At 67.8% G+C, this 21112-nt stretch carries 19 protein-coding genes; 13 read left to right on the top strand and 6 right to left on the bottom strand.

Annotation, left to right across the window (positions count from 1 at the left end; genetic code table 11):
• Positions 1–3 precede the first annotated feature (3 nt).
• The 7 genes from IB255_RS20205 (at position 4) to IB255_RS20175 (ending at position 7022) form a co-directional block, all read left to right on the top strand.
• A complete protein-coding gene (locus IB255_RS20205) occupies positions 4–861 on the top strand; it encodes a MurR/RpiR family transcriptional regulator (RefSeq protein ID WP_081518301.1) in 858 nt (285 codons plus the stop codon).
• Positions 862–863: 2 nt separating this feature from the next.
• On the top strand, positions 864–1505 hold the full coding sequence (locus IB255_RS20200; protein WP_081518701.1) for an isochorismatase family cysteine hydrolase: 642 nt from the start codon (positions 864–866) through the stop codon (positions 1503–1505).
• A gap of 15 nt (positions 1506–1520) precedes the next feature.
• Entirely contained in the window at positions 1521–2861 is a 1341-nt protein-coding gene (locus tag IB255_RS20195; protein ID WP_192210770.1) for a glutamine synthetase family protein, read from the top strand.
• Positions 2845–3588 (top strand): N-formylglutamate amidohydrolase, encoded by a 744-nt coding sequence (locus IB255_RS20190; RefSeq protein ID WP_192210769.1) that lies wholly within the window; start codon positions 2845–2847, stop codon positions 3586–3588. Before IB255_RS20195 ends, IB255_RS20190 begins: the two co-directional genes overlap by 17 nt.
• Before the next feature lie 114 nt (positions 3589–3702).
• Positions 3703–5046, top strand: a complete 1344-nt coding sequence (locus tag IB255_RS20185; RefSeq protein ID WP_081518298.1) for an APC family permease — start codon at positions 3703–3705, stop codon at positions 5044–5046.
• Positions 5047–5165: 119 nt separating this feature from the next.
• A complete protein-coding gene (locus IB255_RS20180) occupies positions 5166–5651 on the top strand; it encodes an Lrp/AsnC family transcriptional regulator (protein WP_081518297.1) in 486 nt (161 codons plus the stop codon).
• 309 nt (positions 5652–5960) lie between these two features.
• On the top strand, positions 5961–7022 hold the full coding sequence (locus IB255_RS20175) for an ornithine cyclodeaminase (protein ID WP_081518296.1): 1062 nt from the start codon (positions 5961–5963) through the stop codon (positions 7020–7022).
• A gap of 3 nt (positions 7023–7025) precedes the next feature.
• Here the strand turns inward: IB255_RS20175 and IB255_RS20170 are convergent, their stop codons facing one another.
• Positions 7026–7973: a LysR substrate-binding domain-containing protein gene (locus IB255_RS20170; RefSeq protein WP_081518295.1), complete on the bottom strand. Its 948-nt coding sequence runs from the start codon at positions 7971–7973 to the stop codon at positions 7026–7028.
• A gap of 130 nt (positions 7974–8103) precedes the next feature.
• On the opposite strand from IB255_RS20170, the gene IB255_RS20165 reads away from it, so the two are divergent.
• The gene (locus tag IB255_RS20165; protein WP_192210768.1) at positions 8104–9702 is read left to right on the top strand and encodes an amidohydrolase; all 1599 of its coding nucleotides are present in this window, start codon (positions 8104–8106) and stop codon (positions 9700–9702) included.
• A 273-nt stretch (positions 9703–9975) separates the two neighbouring features.
• Here IB255_RS20165 and IB255_RS20160 read toward each other — a convergent pair whose 3' ends face one another.
• The 5 genes from IB255_RS20160 to IB255_RS20140 form a co-directional block, all read right to left on the bottom strand.
• Positions 9976–10191 carry a hypothetical protein gene (locus IB255_RS20160; RefSeq protein WP_151187436.1) on the bottom strand — a complete coding sequence of 72 codons (216 nt, stop codon included), beginning with the start codon at positions 10189–10191 and terminating at the stop codon, positions 9976–9978.
• A gap of 14 nt (positions 10192–10205) precedes the next feature.
• The gene (locus IB255_RS20155; protein ID WP_192210767.1) at positions 10206–12242 is read right to left on the bottom strand and encodes a pyridoxamine 5'-phosphate oxidase family protein; all 2037 of its coding nucleotides are present in this window, start codon (positions 12240–12242) and stop codon (positions 10206–10208) included.
• 55 nt (positions 12243–12297) lie between these two features.
• Positions 12298–12921, bottom strand: a complete 624-nt coding sequence (locus IB255_RS20150) for a glutathione S-transferase family protein (RefSeq protein ID WP_081518291.1) — start codon at positions 12919–12921, stop codon at positions 12298–12300.
• A gap of 244 nt (positions 12922–13165) precedes the next feature.
• The gene (locus tag IB255_RS20145; protein ID WP_192210766.1) at positions 13166–14068 is read right to left on the bottom strand and encodes a LysR family transcriptional regulator; all 903 of its coding nucleotides are present in this window, start codon (positions 14066–14068) and stop codon (positions 13166–13168) included.
• Positions 14065–14976, bottom strand: coding sequence for a LysR family transcriptional regulator (locus IB255_RS20140; protein WP_081518289.1), 912 nt, complete (start codon positions 14974–14976; stop codon positions 14065–14067). Before IB255_RS20140 ends, IB255_RS20145 begins: the two co-directional genes overlap by 4 nt.
• Positions 14977–15166: 190 nt before the next feature.
• Here IB255_RS20140 and IB255_RS20135 point away from each other — a divergent pair, with 190 nt between their 5' ends.
• The 5 genes from IB255_RS20135 (at position 15167) to IB255_RS20115 (ending at position 21112) form a co-directional block, all read left to right on the top strand.
• Positions 15167–16051 carry a DMT family transporter gene (locus IB255_RS20135; protein ID WP_081518288.1) on the top strand — a complete coding sequence of 295 codons (885 nt, stop codon included), beginning with the start codon at positions 15167–15169 and terminating at the stop codon, positions 16049–16051.
• A 292-nt stretch (positions 16052–16343) separates the two neighbouring features.
• Positions 16344–17093 (top strand): creatininase family protein, encoded by a 750-nt coding sequence (locus IB255_RS20130; protein ID WP_081518287.1) that lies wholly within the window; start codon positions 16344–16346, stop codon positions 17091–17093.
• Between the two features lie 174 nt (positions 17094–17267).
• Positions 17268–17657, top strand: coding sequence for a hypothetical protein (locus IB255_RS20125; protein ID WP_192210765.1), 390 nt, complete (start codon positions 17268–17270; stop codon positions 17655–17657).
• Between the two features lie 23 nt (positions 17658–17680).
• Positions 17681–18097 carry an organic hydroperoxide resistance protein gene (locus IB255_RS20120; RefSeq protein ID WP_081518285.1) on the top strand — a complete coding sequence of 139 codons (417 nt, stop codon included), beginning with the start codon at positions 17681–17683 and terminating at the stop codon, positions 18095–18097.
• A gap of 141 nt (positions 18098–18238) precedes the next feature.
• On the top strand, positions 18239–21112 hold the full coding sequence (locus IB255_RS20115; RefSeq protein WP_081518284.1) for an ATP-binding protein: 2874 nt from the start codon (positions 18239–18241) through the stop codon (positions 21110–21112).

Genomic DNA, 21112 nt, shown 5'->3' with positions numbered 1-21112 from the left:
TCCATGCTCACACTCAAAGATCGCCTGAATTCCCCGGAAGTCGAGCTCACCAAGGCCGAGCGCAAGGTCCTGCGCGCCTTGCTCGATGACTACCCGCGCGCCGGCCTCGGGCCGATGTCGCGCCTCGCGCGCCAGGCCGGGGTCAGCGACCCCAGCATCCTGCGCCTGGTGAAGAAGCTTGGCTTCAGCGGCTACAGCGACTTCCAGAACGCGCTGATGGCCGAGGTGGATGACCGCCTGCGCTCGCCGCGCACCCTGCTCGCCGGGCGTCGCGAAGGCATGAGCCGCGACGACGTCTGGTCCAATTACCTGAGCGACGCCAGCGAAGGCATCCAGCGCACCCTGGCGCTGACCCAGGCCGACGACGTGCGCCTGCTCGGCGACTGGCTGCTCGACCCCAAGCTGCGCGTGCTCTGCCACGGCGGCCGCTTCAGCCGCTTCCTCGCCGGTTACCTGGTGGCGCACCTGCGCATGCTGCGCAGTGGCTGCCTGCTGCTGGACGACGGCGCCGCGCTGCCCGACCAGTTGGGCGACCTCGACCGCCAGAGCCTGGTGGTGGTGTTCGACTACCGCCGCTACCAGGCCCAGGCGCTGGGCGTGACCCGTGCGGCCAAGGCCCGTGGCGCCCGCGTGGTGCTGTTCACCGATATCTATGACTCGCCGCTGCGCGAGTTCGCCGACCTGATCATCAGTGCCCCGGTGGAATCCCCATCGCCCTTCGACACCCTCGTGCCGACCATGGCCCAGGTCGAGGCGCTGATCGCCAGCCTGGTAGCGCGCATGGACGGCCAGCTCGACGAACGCCTGGAAGGCATCGACCACCTGAGAGCTGCCTTCGGCAGCCACATCCTCGAGGAATGACCGTGTTCAGCTTGCCCCACCAATCGCCCCGTGACCTTCCGTTCACTCGCGGCCAGACCGCCATCCTGTTCGTCGACATGCAGAACGCCTGGGTCATCCCCGGTCGCGATGCTCATGTCGATCCAGCGACGCACCGCTACTTCTACGACCGTGTCGAGGCGAGTGTGATACCCAACCAGCAGCGCCTGCTGGCGGCCATGCGCGAGGTGGGCGGGGAGGTGCTGCACACCATCATCGAGAGCCTCACCGCCGATGGCCGTGACCGCTCGCTGGACCACAAGCTCTCCGACATGCACCTGCCCAAGGGCAGCCCGGACGCCCAGGTGATCGACGCCCTGGCGCCGCGCGAGAACGAGATCGTGCTGCCGAAGACGTCTTCGGGAGTCTTCAACTCCACCGCCATCGACTACGTGCTGCGCAACCTGAATACCCGCCACCTGATCATCTGCGGCGTGGTCACCGACCAGTGCGTGGACATGGCCGTGCGCGACGCCGCCGACCGTGGCTACCTCGTCACCCTGGTCGAGGACGCCTGCGCCACCCACACCGCCGAACGCCACCAGGCCTGCCTGGAAGCGATCAAGGGCTACTGCTGGATCGCCGACACCGACAGCGTGCTGGCCCGTATCGCCGCGCTGGCCTGAGGCCGGGAGAACACCATGAGTCAGAACAATAACAATCCCGCTCCGATGCGCCTGACCAGCTTCGTCACCACCGACCTCTGCGGCATCACCCGTGGCCGCTCGCTTCCCGAATCGGAAGTCGCCGAGCAGCTTGTCACTGGTTGTGGCTGGGTGCCCGCCAACAGCGCGCTGACGCCCCAGGACATCATCGCCGACGACAATCCCTGGGGCAGTCACGGCGACCTGCGCCTGCTGCCCGACCCGAGCAGCCGGGTGCGTCTTGAAAACGGCCCGGACGCCCAGGCCGCGCCGCTGGACTACCTGCACGGCGACCTGGTGACCACCACCGGCGCGCCCTGGCCGGTGTGCCCGCGCACGCTGCTGCGCGAGGAGATCGCCCGCTACCGGGAGCTCGATCTGCAAGTCACCGCCGCCTTCGAACACGAATTCAACCTGCTGGGCCTGGCGGACGAACACGCCGCCGCTTTCTCCCTGCAAGCCCAGCGGCAAACCGGCAACTTCGGCGGCTGGCTGATGAGCGCGCTGGAACAGATCGGCGCCGAGCCGGAAATGTTCCTGCCCGAGTACGGCCGCAACCAGTACGAAGTCACCTGCCGGCCGACCCAGGGCGTTGCTGCGGCCGACCGCGCAGTGAACGTCCGCGAAGTCACCCGCGAGATCGCCCGCCAGTTCGGCTGGCGCAGCACCTTCACGCCGCTGCTGGCGCCCGGCGCCGTGACCAACGGCGTGCACCTGCACCTGAGCCTGCAACGCCTGGACGGTACCCCGGTGTTCTACGACGAAGCCGCGCCGAGCAACCTGTCGAAGCTCGCCGAGCACTGGGCCGCTGGCGTGCTGCGCCACCTGCCGGCGCTGTGCGCGCTCACCGCGCCGACGGCGGTGTCCTACCTGCGGCTGAAGCCGCACCACTGGAGCGCCGCCTACGCCTGCCTGGGCCTGCGCAACCGCGAAGCCGCTCTGCGCATCTGCCCGGTGGTGGAGATCGGCGGCAAGCCCAAGGCGCGCCAGTTCAACCTGGAATTCCGCCCCATGGACGCCACTGCCAGCCCGCACCTGGCCATGGCCGCCGTGCTGATTGCCGGGCGCCTGGGCATGCAGCAGGAACTGCCGCTGTCGGCGGTCACCGATGTCGATCCGCACAGTCTCAGCGACGCCCAGCGCGAGGAGCTGGGGATCAAATCGCTGCCGGGTTCGCTGGAGGAGGCCCAGCGCCTGCTGCTCGCCGATAGCGAACTGTGCGCCCAGCTGCCGCCGGCGCTGCTGCAGACCTACGTCTCCATGAAGCGCCAGGAGCAGGCCCTGACCCGTGAACTCAGCGAAGAACAACTCTGTGAATCCTATGCAAAGTTCTACTGAATCCGGCCTCTACCGGCGCCCACCGTTCGAGATCGTCAACCCGCAGGGCAAGAGCCCGGTGCTGCTGGTCTGCGAGCACGCCAGCCGCTACATCCCCGAGGAGCTGGCGCAGCTGGGCCTGGACGACGCGGCGGCCGCCGAGCACATCGCCTGGGACATCGGCGCGCTGGACCTGGCCCGCGAGCTGTCGGCGCGCCTGGATGCCACGCTGCTGGTGGCCAACTACTCGCGCCTGCTGATCGACCTCAACCGCCCACTGTCGGCTCCGGACCTGATCCCCGAGCACAGCGAGATCTACCCGATTCCCGGCAACCGCAACCTGAGCGCGGCGGCCCGGCAGGAGAGGGTGGCGAGCCTGTTCGAGCCATTCCACCGGCAACTGACCGCGCTGCTCGACGAGCGCCTGGCCGTCGCCCGGCCAACCCGGCTGGTCGGCGTGCACAGCTTCACCCCGAGCTATCGCGGCGAGCCGCGCCCGTGGGTCGCCGGGGTGCTCTATGCAAAAGCCGAAGCCTATGCCCAGCGCATGGTTGCCGGGCTGCGCCAGAGCGGGGAAGAAATCGGCGCCAACCAGCCCTATGTGATCGACCCGCTGGAGGACATGACTGTCCCGGTGCATGGCGACGAGCGCGGCGTGGACGCCGTGCTGATCGAAATCCGCAATGACGGACTGCGGACCCCGCAAGGGGTGGAAGCCTGGGCAGTACGCCTGGCTCCCTGGCTCTGAGGACCCAAGCCCGATCTGGTGCGTTCGGCCGGGGCGGGCGGGTTCTGAAAACAACAACAATTCAGCGCATGAGCGCCGAACCCTGAATGCTGCCGTTCCCAGAGGAAGTGCCCCGTGGCTATCGAACAGTTCGGATACAAGCAACAACTGCGCCGCAGCCTGACGCTCGGCGACCTGGTGATCTACGGGATGATCTTCATGATCCCGATCGCCCCCTTCGGCGTGTACGGCTGGGTGCATGCCGACGCCCACGGCATGGTGCCCATGGCCTACCTGGTGGGCATGGTGGCGATGCTCTTCACCGCGCTGAGTTATGGCGCGATGTCCCGCGCGTTTCCCATCGCCGGCTCCGTGTACTCCTACGCCCAGCGCGGCATCCACCCCAATGTTGGCTTCATCGCCGGCTGGGTCCTGCTGCTGGACTACCTGCTGATTCCGCCGCTGCTCTACGTGTTCAGTGCGCTGGCGCTGAACCACCTGTTCCCGGCGATCCCCAAGCTGGTGTTCATGCTGATCTTCCTGGTGTCCGCCACGCTCATCAACCTGCGCGGCATCACCCTGGCGGCGCGCTTCAACCTGCTGTTCCTGATCGCCGAACTGGCGGTGCTGGCGATCTTCCTGGCGGTGGGTTACCACGCGCTGGAAGGCGGGCTGGGCAATGGTCGGCTGACGCTGGAACCGCTGCTGCAGCCGGAGCATTTCAACCTCGGCCTGGTGATGAAGGCGGTGTCCATCGCGGTGCTGTCGTTCCTCGGCTTCGATGCGATCTCCACCCTCGCCGAAGAGGTCAAGGGCGACCCGGCCAAGCAGATCGGCCGCGCCTCGCTGATCGCGCTGTTCGTCATGGGCGCCATCTTCATCGTGCAGACCTGGCTGGCCACTGACCTGGCTGCGGGCATGACCTTCAAGTCGGCGGACACCGCCTTCTACGAGATCGCCGAAGCGGCCGGCGGTAGCTGGCTCTCCACGCTGACGGCGGTGTCCACCGCGCTGGCCTGGGGCGTGACTGTGTCGATCACCTCGCAAGCCGCCGTTTCGCGCCTGCTGTACTCCATGGCCCGCGACGGCAAGCTGCCGCGGGTGCTGGCCAAGGTGCACCCGAAATACCAGACCCCGCACATCAGCCTGTACCTGGTCGGCGTGCTGTCGCTGGGCATCGGCATCTACTTCCTCGACTCGCCGGACGTGCTCACCTCGCTGGTCAACTTCGGCGCGCTGACCGGCTTCTGCCTGCTGCACCTGGCGGTGATCAACCACTACTTCATTCGCCAGAAGAGCGGCCAGGTGCTGCGCCACCTGGTGTTCCCGCTGATCGGCCTGGTGATCATCGCCTACGTGCTGTTCAGCATGAGCCGCGAGGCGCAGGAGCTGGGCGCAGGCTGGATCGCCATCGGCCTGGTGTACCTCGCGGTGCTCAGCCGACGCGGCAACGGCAGCGAGCTGGCGCGGGAAATCTGAAGGGGTGCGCCGTGCTGTCGCAGACGGCACGGCGCGCTTTGACAGACGGCGGGGCGTGCCCCATAAAGATCGGGCGGTGCAGGGACGCCGCCAACACCGACGAACCAGCGTGAAACAGCATGAGCAGGAAAGATCAGGACAGTACGCCCTTCACCCTGGACCGCATCGACGAGGAGATCATCCGCATCCTCCGTCACCAGGGCCGCATCACCTACGGCAAGCTGTCCGCGCTGGTCCACCTCACCCCGCGCCCCTGCCAGGAGCGCGTCCGCAAGCTGGAGCGGCACGGCATCATCCGTGGCTACGGCGCCGTCATCGACGAACAGAAGATCGCCTCGGGCCTGTCGCTGCTGGTGCTGGTCGCGTTGTCCAACCAGAGTGGCCGCACCGCGCAGAAGGCCTTCGAGGCACGCATGATCGCCTGCCCGGAAGTGCTGCACTGCCAGCTGATCAGCGGGACCTTCGACTACAGCGTGCGCATGCGCTGCCGCGACATGGAGCACTACCGCGCGCTCACCGAAACCTGGCTGAACGATGAGAGCCTGCACATCGACAAGCTGGTTGCCCACCCTGAGCTGACGACTATCAAGGAGTCCGCCAGCTAGCGCTGTGGACTCGCTTTTCTCCTGCGTTTTCCTCCGCTGATATCCCCCCGCCAGCGGCTGCCTCAAGCACAGCCGAATCGGCTGTCGTGACCCTTCAATACAGCCGTATCGGCCGGTGAAGCCTTGCATTACAGCCGGGTTTTCCCCTTGCCCGGTGGGAGAATCGTGTGGCCCCTCTCCTGAAGTGCAGACCTGATCCAGGGCCTCTGCGACGTTGTTGTGCCCGCTGTTCGAGGCATGCTGGAGCGGGGCGGTGCCGTTCGAATACACCGACAGAAAAGTCCAATCACAACAATCGGAGGTCCCACCATGACTCGCTTCGTCGACGTCCCCACGATGTCCCAACTGGTCCAGCAGATCGGTGTCGCCCGCTTCATCGGCGAACTTGCCGACACCATTGCCCAGGATTTCGTGCGCTGGGAATCCTTCGACAAATCCGCCCGCGTCGCCAACCACTCCGAGATCGGCGTCATCGAACTGATGCCGGTATCCGACACCGCCCGCTATGCCTTCAAGTACGTCAACGGCCACCCGCAGAACACCCAGCGCGGGCTGTTCACTGTCATGGCCTTCGGTGTGCTGGCCGATGTCGAGACGGGCTACCCGGTGCTGCTCTCCGAGCTGACCGTGGCCACCGCGCTGCGCACCTGCGCCACCTCGCTGATGGCGGCTCGCGCGCTGGCCCGCCCGGATTCACGACGCATGGCGCTGATCGGCAACGGCGCGCAGAGTGAGTTCCAGGCGCTGGCCTTCCATCACCACCTGGGCATCGAGGAAATCGCCGTCTACGACATCGACCCGCAGGCCACTGAAAAGCTGATCCGCAACCTGGCGGATGTCCCCAACCTGAAGATCATCCGCGCCGGCTCCACCGCCGAGGCGGTACGCGGCGCCGACATCGTCACCACGGTGACCGCCGACAAGGCCTACGCGACCATTCTTACCCCGGAGATGATCGAGCCGGGCATGCACATCAACGGCGTGGGTGGCGACTGCCCGGGCAAGACCGAACTGCACGCCGACGTCCTGCGCGCCGGCAAGGTGTTCGTCGAGTACGAGCCGCAATCGCGGGTCGAGGGCGAGATCCAGCAGATGCCGGCGGACTTCCCGGTGACTGACCTGTGGCGCGTGCTGGCGGGCCAGCTGGCCGGGCGCGACGGCGCCGAGCAGGTGACCATCTTCGACTCGGTCGGCTTCGCCCTCGAGGATTACTCCGCGCTGCGCTACGTGAATGAGCAGGCCAGTCGCCTGGGCCTCGGCGAGCGCATCGACCTGGTGCCCTGGAGCGAGGAAGAGGACAACGACCCCAAGGACCTGTTCCGCTACACCCGCTCCGCCAAGGCGCGCAAAGGGCTGCGGCGCATCGCCTGATGTTCAGCGCGCCAGCTCTGCCTCTGGTGGAATCGCCAGGGGCGGGCGGCTGAGGTCGCTGGCGCTCTGCGTGGTGGCGACGACGCGGGCCTTCAGCCATTGGCTGAAGGCTTTCACCACCGCACGTTCGGCCTTCACCGGGTCGGTCACCAGGAAGTAGCCGCGGCTGGACTGGATGGTGATGTCGAACGGGCGCACCAGCAGGCCACGGGCGAGGGCATCGCCGCTGAGCAGGTTGTCGCCGATGGCCACGCCCTGGGCGGCGATGCACGCGGCGATGGTGCAGGGCGCATCCGCGAACAGCACGCCGGAGCGGTGATCGATGGCGCTCGCGCCCACCGCGCCGAGCCACAGGCGCCAGTCGGCGAAATCATTCATGTGCAGCAGCGTGTAGTGGGCCAGGTCCGCCGGCTGCTGCAGGCCGCCGCGCGAGTGGATCAGGCGCGGGCTGCAGACCGGGAAGAAGTGCAGGGCCACCAGTTGCTCCACCGTCTGGTTCGGCCAGTCGCCGCTGCCGTAGGCGATGAACAGGTCGGCGTCGCTGGCGCTGGTGTCCTGCGGCACGCGCGGCGTCACTACGTGCAGTTGCACCTGCGGGTACTGCGCGAGGAAGTCGCCCAGGTGCTGGCACAGCCAGTAGGTGGCGAAACCGGGATTGCAGCTCACGCACAACGGGCCGCTGACCTGCTGCTCGTCGAAGCTGCTGCCGGCCAGTTGCACCTCCGCGAGGATGCGCCGCACGTCGCGGGCATACCTTTCCCCCCGATAGGTCAGGCGAATGCCGCGCCCGGTGCGCTCGGTCAGGGCGAAGCCGAGGCGTTCCTCCAGCGTGGCGATGCGGTGGCTGACCGCGCTGCGGGTGAGGTTCAGCTCCGTTGCGGCGGCAGACACGCTGCCCAGCCGGGCCACGGCATCCAGCGCCCGCAGGGCGGTCATCGAGGGAAAGTGCATGGGGATTCCAATGGGCGATTGGTGAAACTATCAGGACATGAGGTGGCGAAATACTGCGCTTGTTGCAAATTCCGCTTCACCAATACTAGGCCACACGACAACAACAACAGGCAACGATGAGGAAGCCGCCATGTCGAAATTCAAGGCCTACGTCCAGCAGTGGATCGACGAACACCGCCAGCAATTGTCCGACTGGCACCAGGTGATCTGGCATTTCGCCGAACCGGCGTTCCGCGAATATAAGTCCTGCGCCTGGTACGTGGAGCTGCTGCGTAACGAAGGCTTCACCGTGGAAGAGGGCAGCGGCGGCATGCCCACCGCCTTCGTCGCCACTTTCAGCAATGGCGATGGCAGCCAGGGCGACGGGCCGATCCTCGCCACCTACGCCGAATACGACGCCGTGCCCGGCAACTGCCAGGCGGCGGCGACCAGGCCGATGCCACGCGATGGCCTGTCCAGGTACGCGCCGGGCCACACCGACCCGCACTCTGCGCTGGGTATCAGCGCCCTGGGCGGGGTGCTGGCGGCCAAGGCGGCGATGCTGGAATTCGGTATCCGGGGCACCATCAAGTTCTTCGGCGAACCGGCGGAAAAACTGCGCGCGTCCAAGCCCGTGCACGCCGCCAAGGGCTACTACGACGACCTCGATGCCGCCGTCAGCTTCCATCCCACCTACATGCTGCCGCTGAACAACACCACCACCTGGGACACCCACTGCGGCATCGCCTACTCGTACATCTACACCTTCACCTGCGAAGAGCCGCAGAACTGGATCGCTGCCGACCGCTACAGTCCGATCCCGCAGAACCACCTGGCCGCCCGCGCTCCTGGCGCCAATGATGCGCTGGTGCACTTCTACACCTTGAACGAGAGCCTGCGTCGCTCGACCCTGCCGTTCACCGGGCTGTGGAGCTTCAACGAAGCCATCCTCACTGCCGGGCAAGCCACCGCCGACAACCTGCCGCCGCACGTCTCGCAGATCCAGTACCTGCTGCGCTGCGACTCCATCGAACAGGCCGAGACCATCTCCACGGTGATGGACAACAACGCCGCCGCCGCGGCCATGGCCACCGGCTGCCAGTGGAAGAAGACCTGGGTCTGCAAGTCCCGTGGCGGGCTGGCCAACCATGCGCTGGCCCAGGCCTGCTACGACAACCTCGCCGCCATCGGCGCGCCGAGCTGGGGTGAACAGGCCATCGCGGTGGCGCGGGAAATCCAGGTGAACCTCGGTCTCGAGCCCATGGATGAACCCTTCCTGCCGGCCACTCAGGCATTGATCGAGCCGCAGGAATGCGAGCGGCAGATGCGCCTGCAGATGCCGGCGTGGCAGAAGTACCTGACCTCCGACGACTACCCCGAATACACCTGGCACTGCCCGACCGTGCGCCTCTACGTGGCCCGGCCGATGCTCAGCGCGCCCTCCGGCTTCACCTATCCGGACTGGGTGTCCAACGCCCTGGGCGGCATCCGCGAGACCATCGACCCGATGATCGACGTGGCCTCCAAGACCATCGGCAGCACGCTGATCGAGCTGTTTACCGATGCCGACCTGCTGGCCGAGGCGACCCGCGAATTCAACCAGCGCACCGGCGGCGGCATCGGCGGCGAACAGTGGCAGGCGCCGCTGCTGCCGAAGGATTTCAAGGTCCCGCACCGCTTCCGCTGGCCGGAGTACATCCGCACGGTGCGCGGCGAGGAGTGGTGGATTCCGGCGCGCGAGGACGAGTGATCCCGAGCTACCGAACCCGCCAGGAAATGCGCACGTAGGATGGGTGGAGTGCAGCGATACCCATCGATCCCTGCCTGCGATACAGCATGGGTATCGCAGGCTCCACCCATCCTACGTTGGCGTTCCCTTGTGATTTGGCGTGGTTGGTTGGGCGCGCCTGAACCCGTTCCGTAGGGCGCATAACGCGCCAGCGTTATCCGCCGTCATGGCATCGGCGGATAACCCGTTCCGGGTTATGCGCCCTACGCGGTTGTACATAGGCGCGAATAGCGCCTATCGGGCGCGTTTGAGCCAGCGGACCAGTGCCGCGCTAATCTCCATGGCGCGCGAGCGCGACGGACAGCCCGGCGTCGAGAGCAGCTGCGGCAGCAGGAAACCCACTTCCGCTTCGTTCGGCCCGCAGAGACCCGGCGCGGCCGATTCGACGACTTCCTCGTCCCAGCGCGGGAAGCGCTCGCTCCCGCTTTCGAATGCAGTCAGTGCGTTCATGATCGTTTCGCCTCCTAGAGGTCCAGCACCAGCGGTTGCACGCCGCTGTCGTCCTGCGCCGGAATGGCGCAGCAGATCAGTACGCTGCCCGCTTCGGGCAGTTCCGCCGGTGGATTGGGGTAGTGCACCTGGCCGCTGACGATCTTCGTCCTGCAGGTGCCGCAGGAGCCGCCGCGGCAGCTGAAGTCGGGTGCCAGCCCACGGGCCTCGGCCAGCTCCAGCAGGCTGCCGCTCTCGGGCTTCCAGCGGGCCTCCTTGGCCGAGCCGGCGAAGTACACCGGCACCGGTTCGGTGGCAGCGGGCGGCTGCATCAGCGTCGGCTCCTGGCCGTCACCCCGGCGCTTGAGCGTCGAGGGACCGAAGGTTTCGGCATGGATGCGTGCGTCGGCGATGCTCAGGCCGCGCAGGCCGTCGTAGATCGCCTGGGTGAATTCTCCGGGGCCGCAGACATAGAAGTCGTAATCGTCCAGCGGCAGCCGCGCCTTGATCGCCTCGATATCCAGGCGCCCAACCTGTTCGAAGTCGCGACCGGCCAGCGCTTCGGGCTCCGGACGGCTGAGTGCGCGGTGGACCAGCAGTTGCGGCGCGCGCTGGCGCAGCTCGGCGATCTCGCGCTGGAACGGTAACTGGCCCAGCGTCCGCGCAGACTGGAACAGGTGAACACGCCGCGCCGGGCCTGCCACCAGCTCGCGCAGCATCGACAGCAGCGGGGTGATGCCCACGCCAGCGCCGATCAGCACCACTGGCCGTGTGCTGTCGCTTTTCAGGGTGAAGCTGCCCATGGGGGCGCGGACCTGCAGGTGATCGCCGACAGCAATCCTTTCATGCAGGTACCGGGACGCCGGGCCCTGGGCCTTTACGCTGATGCGCAATTGGCCGTCAGACGGCGCGCTGGAGAGGCTGTAGGTGCGGATCAGCGCCTGTTCGCCGGCCGCCAGGCGCACCGGCAGGTGCTGGCCCGGAACGAAACTCACGGCGAGGCCGGTGGGTGGTTGCAGGTAGAACGAGCGGATGTCTTCGCTTTCCGGTTCCACCCGCAGCACCTGCCAGTCCTGCCACTGCTGGCGCTGCTCGCGCTCCTGCAGTTTGGCGTCGGCCTCGGCCCAGGTGCCGGTCATCAGGCTGGTGGGCGAGTACTCGCGGAAGTTCCAGCGCAGCGCCAGGGCGTTGTGGCGCAGCACCGCGTGCTGTACGTCCAGGGTCCACAGGCGTTCGGCGCCTTCGAAGGCCGCCAGCAGCGGGCTGTCGAAGAGGATTTCGGTGCGGCCGTGAACCTGCAGCACGTCACCGCTGGTGAAGTCGACGAACAGCAGCCCCGCCTGCGGATTGGCCTGCAGGTTGCCGAGGGTGTTGAAGTGCAGGTTGCCGGCATAGTCGGGGATGGTCAGGCGATTGCCGTCGACCCGGACGAAGCCGGGGCGGCCGCCGCGATGGGAGACGTCCACCGAGCGCTCGCCGTCCTCGTGCTGGACATAGCTGGCGACGAAGAAGGTGTCGGCGTTGCGGATGATGGTTGCCAGCTCCTCGTTCAGCGCACCGAAATCCTCACGCGGGGCGCGCTGGCTGTAGCGCTGCTCGTCGCGGCTCCACTCGCGCTTCTGGATGTACTGCGGGCAGTTGCCGAAGGAGTGCTCGACCGCCACCGTCAACAGGCCGCCATCCACTTCGCGGAGGACGCCGTTCATGCGGTTGCGCCGGCGGGTGTGCAGCTCGATGCCCAGCAGGCCGATCGGGTGGCCGGCTTGCAGGCCGCTGGCGGCGGGGTCCTGGCTGTCGGGGACGCTGTCGAGCAGCAGGCTTTTCGGGTCGGGCGAGGTGACGAAGCCTTCCGCACCTTCGAGCAGGGTTGCCCAGGGCCGACCCTGGTCATCCACGGCGCCGGCGATGATGAAGGGCAGCTGGTGGTAGAACTCACGGTGCTGGTCGGGCATGTAGTCGCGGATGACTTTCTGGCCATGGACTTCCATGCGCTCGGCGACGCCGACGCGCTCCTGGATCGCCTTCTCGCCGGCGTGCCAGGGGGAGGTACGGTGTTTGGGCAGCTGGAACATGACGGGCACCTCGCGACGAAGGGGCTGCCGGGTCACCCCGGCAGCGAAGGTTGCATCAGGCTTGCAGGCCGATGGCGGTGCGCTGCATCGGTACGAAGTGCGGCAGGGCCTCCACGCGGGCCAGCCAGGCGCGCAGGTTGGGGTAGTCCTGCAGGGAGACGTTGCCCTCCGGCGCATGGGAAATGTAGGAGTAGTTGGACACGTCGGCGATGGTCGCCTCGCTGCCGGCCAGGAAGGGCGTCTTCGCCAGTTCGCGTTCCATCACCTGGAACAGGGTGTGGGCGCGGGTGGCGACTTCCTCGGGGTTGAAGGCGGCGCCGAACACGGTGATCAGCCGCGCAGCGGCCGGGCCGTAGGCAACCTGCCCGGCGGCGACCGACAGCCAGCGCTGCACGCGGGCGGCGCCCAGCGGGTCTTCCGGCAGCCAGCGGCCGTTGCCGTATTTTTTCGCCAGGTAGACCAGGATGGCGTTGGAGTCGGAGACGATGACGCCTTCGTCATCGATCACCGGCACCTGGCCGAAAGGGTTCAGGGCGAGGAAATCCGGGTGCTTGTGGGCGCCCTTGGCGAGGTCCACCGAGATCAGTTCGGTGGGCAGCTGCAGCAGCGAGAGCATCAGCTCGACGCGGTGGGCGTGGCCGGACAGCGGGTGGCGGAAGAGTTTGATGGTGTGGGACATGACCGTGACTCCGTTGGCTTGAGTGGGTGGGCAGCGCGAGTCGGTCCGGGGTGGGTTGCTCGAGCTGATGGGTGAATGCTGCGCCCGATGACCGGCGCGCAGAATCACCACGGCGGGCAATCCAGCGTTTCAGAATTCGGAAGAATGGGCGGTGCAGGTGAATGCCGGTGGCGTTTGCATGCCGGGCGGGCGCCGGCCCTGCCTGCGACAGCCCGAGCGGCGGGGCCACAGGCGAGGGGCGAACCTACCCGCGCAACGCCGGATGCGCCCGCAGGCGCGGCACCACGAAATCGAGGAAGGTACGCACCCGCGCTGCCGCGCGGCGGCCTTCGCGGTAGATCAGCTGCACCGGCAACCCTGGCGCCGCGTAGTCCTGCAACACCACCTGCAGGTCCCCGCTGCTCAGTTCGGCATGGGCCTCGTGGCTCATGCAGCGGGTCAGCCCGAGCCCCAGGCTGGCAGCGCGGATTGCCGCGTGGGTGGTGCTGCACGCCAGCTTCGGTGAGAGACGCACCGAACGCGGCGCGCCCTGGTGACGGAAGCGCCATTCGCTGACAGCGCCCTGGCTCCCGGCGACGATGATGCGGTGCGCCTTGAGGTCCTCCGGCGCCTGCGGCACGCCATGGCGCGTGAGGTAGTCGGGCGATGCGCAGATCACCGGCCGCACCGTGCCCACCGGCAAGGCGAAGCCGGACGAGTCGGGCAAGGTGCCTATCACCAGCGCCACATCGATGCCGTCTTCCAGCAGACGCGGCAGGTCCTCGCGGTGACGGCTGACCAGGCGTACATCAGGAAAGGCCGCCAGGTAGTCCAGCGCGATAGGCGCGAAGAGGCGGTCGGCCATCAGCAGCGGCAATGTCAGGTTCAACTGCCCGGCAGGGTGGGCCTGCAAGCCGTCGAGCGAGCCTTCCGCCTCATCGATACCCTGGAGAATCTGCCGGCAACTGGCGGCGAAGGCTTCGCCACTGGCGCTCAGCTCGACCCCACGCGGGCCGCGCAGCAGAAACTCGCATTGCAGGCGGGACTCCAAAGCGGCAACCAGGCGCATCACCGTCGCGGTGGACAGCTCCAGCCGACGCGCGCCCGCGGCGAGGCTGCCGGAGCGCGCCACGGCGTCGAACGCCTGCACTTCCCGGTAGCGGCTCACGGCTGTGTGGCTTGCAGGGCCGGGTCGGCGCGCAGGCGTTCCGCGCAATGCGTGACGAAGCTGCGAACCTTCGCCGGCAGCCGCGTGCTGTCCTGGTAGAGCAGGTGGATCGGCAATGGCGCCGTGGCGAACTCGTCGAGGACGATCTCCAGCTCGCCACGCGCCACGGCCTCGGCGGCCTGGTAGGAGAGGACGCGGGTAAAGCCGCCGCCCAGGCGCGCGGCGTGGATAGCGGCGTTGTTCGAGCTGACCACGAAACGCGACGGTGGGCGCAGGGTCAGTGGGCCGTCCGCGGTGACGAACTGCCAGTCGGTGAGCAGCACGCTGGTGGCGGCCATCACCACCGGCGCGTCGAGCAGTTCGTTGGGGTGCTGCGGGCGGCCGTGGCGCTCGAGAAAGGCCGGGGAGGCACAGACCACCGGGCGGATTTCGCCGACTTTCAACGCGGTCAGGCTGCCCTCGGGCAGTTGGCCGATGCGCACGGCGACGTCGATGCCCTCGTCAAGCATGTTCACCACGCGATCGACCAGCAGCGCATTGACCGTCACCTCGGGATGGGCGTCCAGGTAGCCGGCGATCAGCGGGATCAGGTACAGCTCGCCGAACAGCACCGGCGCGGTCACCGCCAGGTTGCCGCGCGGTCGCAGGGCGCTGCCGGAGGCCAGCTCCTCGGCTTCTTCCAGTTCCTGGAGGATGCGCCGGCAGTCCTCGACATAGCGCTGGCCGGCCTCGGTCAGCCGCACGCTGCGGGTGCTGCGGGCCAGCAGCAGGGTACCCAGGCGCTGCTCCAGCGCGGCGATGGCGCGGGTCACGCTGGGCGGCGACAGGCCCAGCTGCTTGGCGCCAGCGGCAAAGCTGCCGGCTTCGGCCACGGCCAGCAGCACTGTCATTTCCTGAAACCTGTCCATGGATCACCGTTGTCGCCTTGAGCGGGTCGCCAGACTGTAGTGGGAAGCCGCGCCGGTTTGAAGTGCCGGCGGCTTGCGGGCGACATCGGCGTGCTTGCCAGCGCCCTGTGGCTTGACCGCGCCCCGGCCACTCCGGCACAAGCGCTGGAGGCGCCCGCCGCGAGGCCGCCACCGCCAAGAGCCTTCTCCCATGACCAGCAAGACCTCGGCCACCGCGCTGGCCGCTGCGAACAATCCCCGCCTGGGCATCGCCCTGTGCCTGCTGTCGATGCTCATCTTCGCCTGCCAGGACGGCATCACCAAGGTGCTGGTCCGCCACTTGCCGGTGGCCGAACTGGTGATGGTGCGCTACTGGGTGTTCGTGCTGTTCGCGCTCATCGTCTGTCGCTCCCAGGGCGGCGTGCGCGCGGCCAGCCGCAGCGCCAGTCCCTGGCAGCAGGTGGTCCGCGCGTTGCTGGGCGTAGGCGAGATCGCCATCTTCGGCCTGGCCCTGCGCTACCTCGGGTTGGCCGAGACCCACGCGCTCTACGCGGTGTTCCCGCTGATGACGCTGGGCCTGGCGAGGGTGTTTCTGGGTGAGCGGATGGTCGGCCGGCAATGGCTGGCGGCGGCGGTGGGTTTTGGCGGTACGCTGCTGATCCTGCGCCCCGGCATGGGCGTGTTCGAGCCCGCGGCGCTGATCCCGCTGGCGGCGGCGCTGACCTTCGCCTTCTTCAACATCCTCTCGCGGCGTATCAGCCAGACCGACTCCTTCGCCACCACCACCCTGTACATGGCCGTGGTCGGCGCCGTGGCGGCCACCTCCGCCGGGCTTCCCGCGTGGGTCACGCCGACGCCCCACGAAGCGATGCTGATGTCGATCGTCGCCGTCTCCGGAGTGATCGCTCAGCTGCTGCTGATCCAGGCGCTGAAGTACGCCCAGGCCTCGACGCTGCAGCCGTTCAACTACTCGTTGCTGGCCTTCGCCACGCTGATCGGCCTCATCGTCTTCGGCGAGACGCCGACCCTCTGGACCCTCACCGGCGCGCTGCTGATCCTGCTGGCGGGGTTGTATTCGATCCGGCCGAAAGGTTAGCCCCTGATGCCTCTGCGCCGGGCTGTCGCAGGCATGGCCAGCTCCTACACCAGCCTCGTACTCCGTGCCCCCTTGTAGGAGCGGGCCATGCCCGCGAACGGCGGACAAGGTCCGCCGTCAACCAGGCGCGCCAACCCTCCGATAGACACCATGGTGCAATGTCCGACGTCTCGGCCTTCGTGGTGTCATTTCCGGCAGGGGAAACCCGGCCATAGCTCCGAGAACCCCGCAGTCCGAACGTGCGCCGCACGCTCATCCCACCCAGGCGAACCCGTCGAATCGCGAGGTCTCCATGCTCCTACCCCTTTGCACCTGGTCCGAAATCGAGCAATTCCTTGGCCGCAGCCGGACCATCGTCATCCCCATCGGCTCCAACGAGCAGCACGGCCCCATCGGCCTGCTGGGGACCGACTGGATGTGCCCGGAAATCATCGCCCACGAAGCGCAGAAGTCGGCGGACATCCTCATCGCGCCGACCTTCAACATCGGCATGGCGCAGCATCACCTGGGCTTCCCTGGCACCATCACGCTGCGCCCCTCGACCTTCATCGCCGCCATCTGCGACTGGGTGAATTCCCTGGCTGCCCACGGCTTCGAGAAAATCCTCTTCCTCAATGGCCACGGCGGTAACGTCGCCTCCATCGAGGCCGCCTTCTCCGAACTCTACGTCCAGGCCAGCTTCGCCCGCCGCCCGGCCGGCTTCGCCCTGAAGCTGTGCAACTGGTGGGACCTGGACGGCGTCGGCGAGCTGGCCAACCGGCAGTTCCCCAAGGGCCATGGCATTCACGCCACGCCTTCGGAGATCGCCGTGACCCAGTGGGCCTATCCGCAGCACATCAAGTCGGCCGAGTACTCGCCGCCGATCGCCAACTGGGGCCCGATCCGCGAAGCGGCGGACTTCCGCGCGCGCCATCCGGACGGCCGCATGGGCTCCGATCCGGGCCTTGCCACGCCGGAGAAGGGGCGCGAGCTGGTGATGCTCGCCGCCCTCGGACTGGTGCAGGCGGTCGAGGCCTTCAGCGGGGAACCCTCGCCGTTCTGAGTGCCATCCGCCGCTGCGTTACCTCACGCAAACCCGAGCCTCGCTCGGGTTTCTGCTTTTCTGCGCCGCGCAAATCCGGCCAGCTAACAAGAGCTAACAGCAGATAACTCGCCCGATTGCGCCGGCCTTGCCACTCTGGCAACCGGGTGTCATTGGCTAACCAGGGAGGCCTCCATGACCCAGCATGATGGCTGCATGAATCTGGTGGGGCGGCGCAGCAATGCCGAATTCGGCGCGTTGATCCTCGGCTCCGGCGAGCACGACGAGGCGGCATCGCGCCAGCTGTACATGGCCGTGCTGCCGCTGCTCATCGCCTTCTTCGAGGGCCAGGCGCAGGCCGGGCGCATCGGCCAGCAGGATATGGGCGACCTGCTGCGCGCCACCCTGCGACAGGTTGGCCGACAGCGCGCCAGCTACGACCCGGCCGTGCCTTTTCGCGCCTGGCTGCTGGAGCTGGCTCGGCATGAACTGAGCGCCCACCGTTGCGCGCTGCCGGCCGCAGGGCCCGTCGTGTGTGAAGCGCAGAAACCGGCGCGGCGCAGGCGTACCGCCGCCGCCCATTGAGTCCAGGTTTTCAGGAAGACCCGATGCAGTCGATCGAGAAGGTTCTCTACACCGCCCGTGTGCATACCCGCGGCGGCCGTGATGGTGAAGCACGCAGTGATGATGGTCGGTTGCAGGTTCGGCTGACGCCACCGGGAGCACCGGGGGAGGGCAGCAACCCCGAGCAGTTGTTCGCCGCTGGCTGGTCGGCCTGCTTCATCGGCGCGCTGCGGCATGCCGCGAATGCGCGCAAGCAGGAGTTCCCGGCGGACACGACGGTGGATGCCGAGGTGGAGTTGATGCACGGCGAGCAGGGTTTCTTCCTGCGGGCCCACCTGGCGGTCCACCTGCCGGGGCTGGACGCCGAACTGGCGCAGCGGCTGCTGGATGCCGCGCAGCAGAGTTGCCCCTACTCGAAAGCGCTGCGGGGCAATGTCGCCGTCACCCTGAGCCTGTGCTGATGGGGCATCGCCACCGGCCATTGGGCGTGACAGCCCGCATAAAAGGTCACGCAAAGGCTTGATCGCGTGCTCGAAACTCCTATCCTGCTAGGACTTGCGGGCCAGTCTCGCGCCCACTCCCTCTGTCGGAAGAGACGCCCCGTGGAGTCCGCAGCGGACGATCTGTCCTCCTCACTCAAAACGCCGGTCGAATTCGGCCCGTTCCGGGTCGTGCCCGGCAAGCGCCTGCTCACCCGTGATGCGCAGCCGATGGATATCGGCGGGCGAGCCTTCGACCTGCTGCTCGCCCTGCTGGAAAAGCCCGGTCGCGTGCTCTCCAAGCGTGAACTGCTCAAGCGCGTGTGGCCCGACATGGTGGTGGAAGAGGGCAGCCTGCGCTTCCACATGACCGGCCTGCGCCGCGCCCTGGGCGACGGCGAGGACGGCGCGCGCTACATCGCCACCCAGGTGGGTGTCGGCTATGCCTTCGTCGCACCGGTGAATCTTGGTAGCGAAGCGGTGTCGGCAGCGCCGCCGGTAATGAGCATGGGCGAAGGCGTCGGCAGCTTGCCGCCGCGGGTGAAGCTGATCGGCCGCGAGGCCGATGTGCAGATGATCCTGCAGCGCCTGCGCGAGCCCCGCCTGTTCACCATCGTCGGCACCGGCGGAGTCGGCAAGACCAGCCTGGCCAACGAAGTAGGCCACCGACTGGCCGCCGAACGCCGGCAGGCCGTGCGCTTCATCGACCTGGCGCAAATCGAGGATGAGCAGCTGGTGGCCTCGGCGCTGGCCGCCTCGGTGGGTGTGCCGGTGCAGTCCGAGGACCCGCTGGCGGTGCTGCTGGCGCACCTCCGGGGCCAGGACCTGCTGCTGATCGTCGACAATTGCGAGCACGTGGTGGACGTGGTGTCCGCGCTGGCCGAGCGTATTCGCGATGCCGCTCCCGGCGTCGGCCTGCTGGCCACCAGCCGCGAGCCGCTGCGCGCGCGGGACGAAGAGGCGCACTGGCTGGGCCCGCTGGATTTCCCCGAAGACCCGCAAGGCTTGCCGCCAGAAGCTTTGCTGGCGTTCCCCGCCGTGCGGCTGTTCGTCGAGCGCGCCGAGGCCGCCAACGCCTCGCTGCAACTGCAGGACGGCGACGCTGACCTGATTGCCGACATGTGCCGGCGCCTGGGTGGCATGGCCTTGCCCATCGAACTGGCGGCGGTCCGGGTGGCCATCCATGGAGTGAAGGCCACCCATTCGCTGCTGGGCGAACGCTTCTCCCTGGGCTGGTCCGGCCGGCGCACCGCGCAGCCGCGCCACCAGACGCTGCGCGCCATGCTGGACTGGAGCTACGGCCTGTTGTCCGGCAGCGAGAAACTGGTGTTCGACCGCCTTTCGGTCTTCGTCGGGCCGTTCTCCCAGGAGGCGGCCGCGCAGGTCGTCGCCGATGCACGGATCGATGCGCTGGAAGCGGCTGCCATCCTCGATGAGCTGACCGCCAAGGGACTCGTGGCGGTGGACCGCAGCGAGGCCGCCACGGCCTATCGATTGCTGGAAATGACCCGCGCCTTCGCCCGCGAAAAGGCTGCTGCCCATGGCCATGAGGAGGCGCACGCCCTGGCCTTCCGTCACGCCGCCTATTACCTGTGGTTGCTGGAGCAACTGGGTAGCGTGCCCGAGGTCATCTACGCAGGCTGTGCGCGTCTGGCCAGCCAGCTGGGCAACGTGCGCAGCGCGCTGGAGTGGAGCTTCGGCCCGCAGGGCGACCCTGGCCTCGCCCTGCCGCTGGCAGCGGCCAGCGCGCCGCTGTTCCTGCACTATTCACTGCAGGTGGAGTGCCGTACCTGGTGCGCTCGGGCCACCGAGTTGCTGGAGCTGGGCTACTTCGGCACGCCCACCGAAATGGAGCTGCAGGCGGCTCTCGGGCTGGTGCTGATGTTCACCCGCGGCAACAGCGAGGCGGCCGGCAAGGCCCTGCTTCGCGCGCTGGAAATCGCCGAGGCGCTGGGCGACCACTGGGCCGAACTGCGGGTGCTCGGGCGCCTGCAGATCTTCTACGAACGCATCGGTGACTTCGCCTCTTCGCTGGCCTGGGCGGAGCGCGCGGTGCTGGTCGGCGATACCCTGGGCGAGCCGGAAGCGGTGGCCGTGGCTGCCTCGCTCGCCGGTATCTCCCATCACCTGTTGGGCGACCAGCAGCGGGCGCGCGAGGAGCTGGAAAAGTCCCTGCGCAACAGCCTGCCTTCCGAACGCAGCCGCACGTTGCACTATGGCTTCGACCACCACAACCGCACGGGCCTCGCCCTGGCGCGCACGCTCTGGCTGCTGGGTTGCGCCGACCAGTCGCGGCGTTGGGCGGACCAGGTGGAAGCCGAGGCGGCGGAGCTCAATCATCCGGCCACCCATTGCATCGCCCTGGTGTGGACGCTGTGCATCCATCTCTGGACCGGCGAGCTGGACAAGGCCGAGCGCAGCCTGGCGACCTTCAGCCGGATCGCCGAGGCCAACGCCTTCGCCCCCTATCAGGCCGCGACCCCGGGCCTGCGCGCGGCCATCGCCATTCGCCGCGAACAACCCGGCGACGCGGTGCGCCAACTGGAAGAAAGCCTCACGCGCCTGCACGGCATGCGCTACGAGTTGCTGACCACCTCCTTCGAGATCGCCCTGGCCGAAGGCCTGATCCTTGCCGGCGAACACCGCCGCGCGCTGGGCGTGGCGCGGCGCTGCATCGCGCACTGCCGTAGCAGCGGCGATGCCTATGCCTTGCCGGAGCTGATGCGTATCGAGGCGCAGATCATCGCTGCGCTGGGCGAGGAGGGGGATCAGGCGGTGGAGCGTGTTCTCCAGGAATCGCTGGCGATGGCTGGCGAACAGGGTGCGTTCGCCTGGGTCTTGCGTTCGAGCCTGGACCTGGCACGGCTGCGCGCGAAGCAAGGGGATGTGGCCCAAGCGTTGGCGCTGCTGGAAACCTGCCAGCCCGAAGAAGGCCTGGACACGCTCGACGTCTGCCAGCTGGAAGCTTTGCGGCGGGCGCTGGGCGCTACCGCCTGA

The organism is Pseudomonas sp. PDM22 (assembly GCF_014851965.1).
In the GTDB taxonomy this organism is placed as follows: Bacteria; Pseudomonadota; Gammaproteobacteria; order Pseudomonadales; family Pseudomonadaceae; genus Pseudomonas.
This window is presented reverse-complemented; position numbering and strand designations above follow the sequence as displayed.